At 61.2% G+C, this 6000-nt stretch carries 4 protein-coding genes; 3 read left to right on the forward strand and 1 reads right to left on the reverse strand.

Going from position 1 to position 6000, the window contains the following annotated elements; genetic code table 11:
- Positions 1–55 precede the first annotated feature (55 nt).
- Positions 56–1705, reverse strand: coding sequence for an energy-dependent translational throttle protein EttA (ettA, locus tag RAC79_RS19855; RefSeq protein ID WP_142845265.1), 1650 nt, complete (start codon positions 1703–1705; stop codon positions 56–58).
- A gap of 147 nt (positions 1706–1852) precedes the next feature.
- Between ettA and RAC79_RS19860 the strand changes: the two genes are divergently transcribed.
- The 3 genes from RAC79_RS19860 to RAC79_RS19870 all read left to right on the forward strand — a co-directional run bounded on the left by RAC79_RS19860 (position 1853) and on the right by RAC79_RS19870 (position 5951).
- Positions 1853–2833: an alpha/beta fold hydrolase gene (locus RAC79_RS19860; RefSeq protein ID WP_161987901.1), complete on the forward strand. Its 981-nt coding sequence runs from the start codon at positions 1853–1855 to the stop codon at positions 2831–2833.
- 251 nt (positions 2834–3084) lie between these two features.
- Positions 3085–4287: a CaiB/BaiF CoA-transferase family protein gene (locus tag RAC79_RS19865; protein WP_142845263.1), complete on the forward strand. Its 1203-nt coding sequence runs from the start codon at positions 3085–3087 to the stop codon at positions 4285–4287.
- Positions 4284–5951, forward strand: coding sequence for a thiamine pyrophosphate-binding protein (locus RAC79_RS19870; RefSeq protein WP_174044650.1), 1668 nt, complete (start codon positions 4284–4286; stop codon positions 5949–5951). The genes RAC79_RS19865 and RAC79_RS19870 overlap by 4 nt, the downstream gene beginning before the upstream one ends.
- The last annotated feature ends 49 nt before the right edge of the window (positions 5952–6000 follow it).

A 6000-nucleotide genomic window follows, 5' to 3' on the forward strand; every position in this document is an offset into this window, starting at 1 on the left:
ACACGGAAAAAGGCCCGCTTTGCGGCGGGCCTTTCTGAAGGGATCCGGAAAAGGATCAGCGCGTCAGGCGCTTGTAGCTCACGCGGCCGGGCTTGATGCTTTCCGGGCCGAGGCGGCGGACCTTGTCCTTTTCGTAGTCTTCGAAGTTGCCTTCGAACCATTCCACATGGCTGTCACCCTCGAAAGCGAGGATGTGCGTGGCCAGACGGTCGAGGAACATGCGGTCGTGGCTGATGATAACGGCGCAACCGGCAAAGGCTTCCAGCGCTTCTTCAAGTGCTGCCAGCGTTTCCGTATCAAGGTCGTTGGTCGGTTCGTCGAGCAGCAGAACGTTGCCGCCGGCCTTCAGCATCTTGGCGAGGTGCACGCGGTTACGCTGACCGCCCGAGAGATTGCCGACCTTCTGCTGCTGGTCGCCGCCCTTGAAGTTGAAGGCGCCGCAATAGGCGCGCGAGTTCACTTCGAACTTGCCGAGCTTGATGATGTCGTTGCCGCCGGAGATTTCTTCCCACACGGTCTTGTCACCCGCCAGCGCGTCACGGCTCTGGTCGACGTAACCGAGCTGAACGGTATCACCAACGGTCACGGAGCCACTATCAGGCTTTTCCTGGCCGGTAATCATCTTGAACAGCGTCGTCTTACCGGCGCCGTTCGGGCCGATGACGCCTACAATACCGCCGGGGGGCAGCTTGAAGGACAGGTTTTCGATCAGCACGCGGTCGCCATAGGACTTCGTCAGGTTGTCGGCTTCGATGACGACGCGACCGAGACGCTCGGCAACCGGGATAACGATCTGCGCATCGCCGGGACGACGGTTTTCCGCTGCTTCCACCAGCTCGTCATAGGCCTTGATACGTGCCTTGGACTTCGTCTGGCGGGCCTTGGGGCTGGAGGCGATCCATTCCTGTTCGCGGCTGATTGCCTTCTGGCGCGAGGCGTCTTCGCGGGCTTCCTGCTGCATGCGCTTGGCTTTCGCCTGCAGGTAAGCGGAGTAATTGCCTTCGTAAGGAATGCCGCGGCCACGGTCGAGCTCGAGAATCCAGCCCGTGACGTTGTCGAGGAAGTAGCGGTCGTGGGTGATCATCATCACGGCGCCGGGATAGTCGCGCAGGTGCTTTTCGAGCCATGCGATGGTTTCGGCATCCAGGTGGTTGGTCGGTTCGTCGAGCAGCAGCAGGTCCGGCTGCGACAGCAGCAGACGGCAAAGCGCCACGCGGCGACGCTCACCACCCGAAAGGCCGGTCACGGGCGAATCGCCGGGCGGGCAGCGCAGGGCGTCCATGGCCATTTCGACCTGATTTTCCAGATCCCAGAGGTTCTGGCTGTCGATCATGTCCTGAAGCTTTGCGCCCTCATCCGCCGTTTCGTCGGAATAGTTCATCATCAGTTCGTTGTAGCGGTCGACGATGGCCGTCTTGCTCGCTACACCTTCCATGACATTTTCCATCACGGTCTTGTTTTCGTCGAGCTTCGGCTCCTGCTCGAGATAACCGAGCGTCGCGCCTTCGGCGAGCCACGCCTCACCGGTATATTCCTTGTCGAGGCCGGCCATGATTTTCAGAACAGTCGACTTACCGGCGCCGTTCGGGCCGAGGATACCGATCTTGGCGTCGGGGTAGAAGGAGAGATGAACGTTCTCCAGAACCTTCTTCGCACCGTAGGCCTTGTTCAGCCCGGCCATGTGATAGATGAATTGACGTGCCATTGTAGCGAATGCTCCACATCGGATTTTTAAGAGTACGTATCGGGAAATTTGCCGCTATGTAGGGTAAATAGGACCTTGGGGCAACCTCTGGCACGATTATGACCCCATGATTATGACAAGGGATGTTATGGCAGGACAGGCGCGATCATGAATGAAACGACCGACGACTTGGCCTTCAGCCGTATTCAGAGGCTGGAAGCCCCCTCCGGCGCATCCATTGCCTTTCGCCACCAGCCCTCCGCTCTTGCCACTGTGCGCGGCGTGCTGATGATCTGCCACGGGCTGGTTGACCACGCGGGCCGTTATCGCCGGCTCGCGGATGTGATGTCGAAGCAGGGTTTCGAAGTCTACGCCCACGACCATCGCGGCCATGGCCGCACGAGAGCGGCGGACGCGCCTCTCGGCCGTTTTGGCTGGAAGGACGGCGCGAAAAAGGTCGTTGCCGATGTCATGGCGATGCGCCGGATGGCCGGCGAAAGACATCCCGGCCTGCCGGTAATCCTGTTCGGCAATTCCATGGGCGGCCTCGTGGCGCTGAACACCGCCGTCAGCCATCCGGATGCCTTCGATGGCCTCTCGATCTGGAATTCCAATCTCAATCCCGGCCTCATGGGCCGTCTCGCGCAGCTCGTGTTGCGGCTCGAAAAGATGCTGAAGGGCTCGGATGTGCCGAGCGCCATTCTGCCGAAGGCGACCTTCCGCGTGTGGAATGCGAAAATGCCGGAAAGGCGCACCCATGCCGACTGGCTGAGCCACGACAGGGCGGCTGTGGACGCGTATGTGGAGGACCCGCTCTGCCAGTTCGAGGCGAGCGTTTCCCTGTGGCAGGATGTCTTCGAACTCTCCTATCGCGCACCGAAACTCATCGAGCGCCTGCCAAAAACCTTACCGCTTCTGCTTGTTAGCGGCGATCAGGACAAAGCCACCAATGACGGCAAGGAGATCGTCTGGCTGGCGGAGCGTTTCCGCGAGGCAGGTTTCAGCCATGTTGAGCACACGATCTACAAGGGCATGCGGCACGAGACTTTGAACGAAATCGGCTGGCAGCCCGTCGCGGCGGATTTTGCCGCCTGGTGCGGCCGCGTCGTGGATGACAGTAAAACGCCCTCCCCGTCATTCCGGCCTTGAGCCGGAATCCAGCCGACGCGCGTCTGCGCGGCGAGAAGAGTCTTTTCAGCCCAATGACTTGGGCTGGCTGGATTCCGGCACAAGGCCGGAATGACGGAATTAGGAGACTCTCAAAACACCGAATGTCGAAGCTGCCGTGTCAGCCCCAGTTTAGTGCCGTTCCAAAACGGAATAAGTCCATGAGATAAAATCACATGCGACGAGGCAAGCAGCGGTCTATAAACCGGCAGACACAAAATACCGGGGGACCGATGACCGACATGCCAAACAGGAAACCGCCGCTATCGGGCATCCGCGTCATCGAACTGGCGCGTGTTCTGGCCGGTCCCTGGGCAGGGCAGATACTGGCCGATATGGGCGCCGATGTCATCAAGGTGGAAAACCCCGAGGGCGGCGACGATACCCGCGCATGGGGACCGCCTTTCGTCGAAAGCGACGATGGAGAAAACCTCTCCGCCGCCTATTACCACGCCACCAATCGCGGCAAACGCTCCATCGTCGCCGATCTGAAAACGCCCGAGGGCTGCGAGCTGGTGCGCCGGCTGGTGCGCACCGCCGATGTCGTCATCGAGAATTTCAAGCGCGGCGGGCTTGCCAAATATGGCCTCGACTACGAGAGCCTGAAGGCGCTCAATCCGAAGCTGATCTATTGCTCCATCACTGGCTTCGGCCAGACCGGGCCTTATGCCGATCTCGCCGGATACGACTATATCGTGCAGGGCATGTCCGGCTTCATGTCGATTACCGGCGAAGCCGACGGCCAGCCGATGAAGGCGGGCGTGGCGGTTGCCGATATCTTCACCGGCATCTATTCCGTGTCAGCCATTCAGGCGGCGCTGATCCACGCCATCCGCACCGGCGAAGGCCAGCATATCGACATGGCGCTTCTCGATGTGCAATCGGCCGTGCTCGCCAACCAGAACATGAATTACCTGATTTCCGGCAAGCCGCCCGTCCGGCTCGGCAACGCCCATCCGAATATTTCCCCCTATGAGGTGGTGCCGACGGCTGACGGTTTCCTGATCCTGGCGGTCGGCAATGACGGCCAGTTCCGCCGCCTCTGCACCATTCTCGGCATCGGTGCGATTGCCGATGACGAACGTTACGCGACGAACAAGGCCCGCGTGGCCCATAAAGCGGAAGTCCGGCAGATCGTTTCCACCGAAACGCTGAAATGGCAGAAGCGCGATCTTCTGACCGCCTGCGAAAAGAACGCCGTCCCCGCCGGACCGATCAATTCCATCGAGGAAATGTTTGCCGATCCGCAGGTGAAGGCGCGCGGCCTTCGCGTCGATCTGGAGGCGGAAGACGGCACTGTCATCCCCGGGGTCCGCACACCCATTATCATGTCGCAAACGCCGCTGCGCTATGAACGCCCGAGCCCCAAGCTCGGCGAACATCAGGCGCAGGTGCTGGCCGAACTGGAAAACATCGAAAGGACCACGACGCCATGACTGCAGCCGGAATGAAAAGAACAGGCGGGCAATTGATCGTCGAAGCGCTGAAGGCCAATGGCGTCTCCCGCGTTTCCTGCGTTCCGGGCGAAAGCTATCTCGCCGTGCTGGATGCGCTTTATGAAAGCGGCATCGAAACCGTGGTCTGCCGCCAGGAAGGCGGCGCCGCCATGATGGCCGACACCTGGGGCCGGCTGACGGGTGAACCCGGCATCTGCATGGTGACCCGCGGACCGGGCGCCACCAACGCCTCGGCGGGCCTGCACATCGCAAGGCAGGATTCCATTCCAATGATCCTCTTCATCGGCCAGGTGCAGCGCGACGCCCGCGAGCGCGAGGCCTTTCAGGAAGTGGAATATCGCCGCGCCTTCACCGAATTCGCCAAATGGGTGGGTGAGATTGACGATGCGCGCCGCATCCCCGAATTCGTCACCCGCGCCTTCGCCGTCGCCACCTCCGGCCGCCCCGGCCCGGTGGTGCTGACGCTGCCGGAAGACATGCTGGTGGAAGAGGTCGAAGCGCCCGAAGCAAAGCCCTATACTCCAGTCGAAGCGCACCCCGGCCCGTCACAGATGGCCGCCTTCGCAAAAATGCTTGGCGAGGCGAAGCGCCCGGTCTTCATCATCGGCGGCACCCGCTGGTCCGAGGAAAGCGTCGCAGGCTTCAAGGCATTTGCGGAAAACAACAAGCTGCCTGTCGGCTGTTCCTTCCGCCGCCAGATGCTGTTCGATCATCTGAGCCCCTCCTATGCGGGCGATGTCGGCATCGGCATCAACCCGGCGCTGGCCAAGGAGATCAAGGAGGCCGATCTCGTGGTGCTGCTCGGCGGCCGCCTCTCCGAAATGCCGTCTTCCGGCTATACGCTGCTCGACATCCCCTACCCGTCGCAGAAACTCGTCCATATTTATCCGGAAGCCGAAGAGCTTGGCCGCGTTTACCGTCCCGATCTGGCAATCTGCGCCGCACCGGACGATTTTATCGCCGCCCTCTCCTCCATCACAGTTTCCGGCAGTGCGGCATGGGCGGATCGCACCGCCGCCATGCATGCGGCCTATCGCAGCTGGTCCACCCCGCCTCAGACCGGCCCCGGCGCGGTGCAGATGGGTCCGATCATGGACTGGATCGAGGCCAATGTGCCCCAGGATGCGATCTTCACCAATGGCGCCGGCAACTATGCCACCTGGGTCCATCGCTTCCACCGTTTCCGTCGCTACAATACGCAATCGGCCCCGACATCAGGTTCGATGGGTTACGGCCTGCCGGCGGCGGTCGCGGCCAAGCATCTGTTCCCCGAGCGTGAGGTGATCTGCTTTGCCGGCGACGGCTGTTTCATGATGCATGGGCAGGAATTCATCACCGCTGTGCGTTATGGTCTGCCGATCATCACCGTACTGGTCAATAACGGCACCTATGGCACGATCCGCATGCATCAGGAGCGGGAATATCCCGGCCGCGTTAGCGGCACCGATCTCGTCAATCCGGATTTCAACGCCTTTGCCAAAGCCTATGGCGGCCACGGCGAAACGGTGGAAAGGACCGAAGACTTCGCCGCCGCCTTCGAACGGGCGCGGGCCAGCGGCAAGCCGGCCATTATCGAGGTGAAGCTGGATGCGGAAGCGATCACGCCGACGCGTACCCTGACGCAGATCAGGACCGGAAGCTGATATGACGCATGGACACGGCTCCGGCATGGTGTAAATCCTGACGCTCGCA

The organism is Agrobacterium sp. LR_9 (assembly GCF_041954855.1).
Taxonomy (GTDB): domain Bacteria; phylum Pseudomonadota; class Alphaproteobacteria; order Rhizobiales; family Rhizobiaceae; genus Agrobacterium; species Agrobacterium leguminum.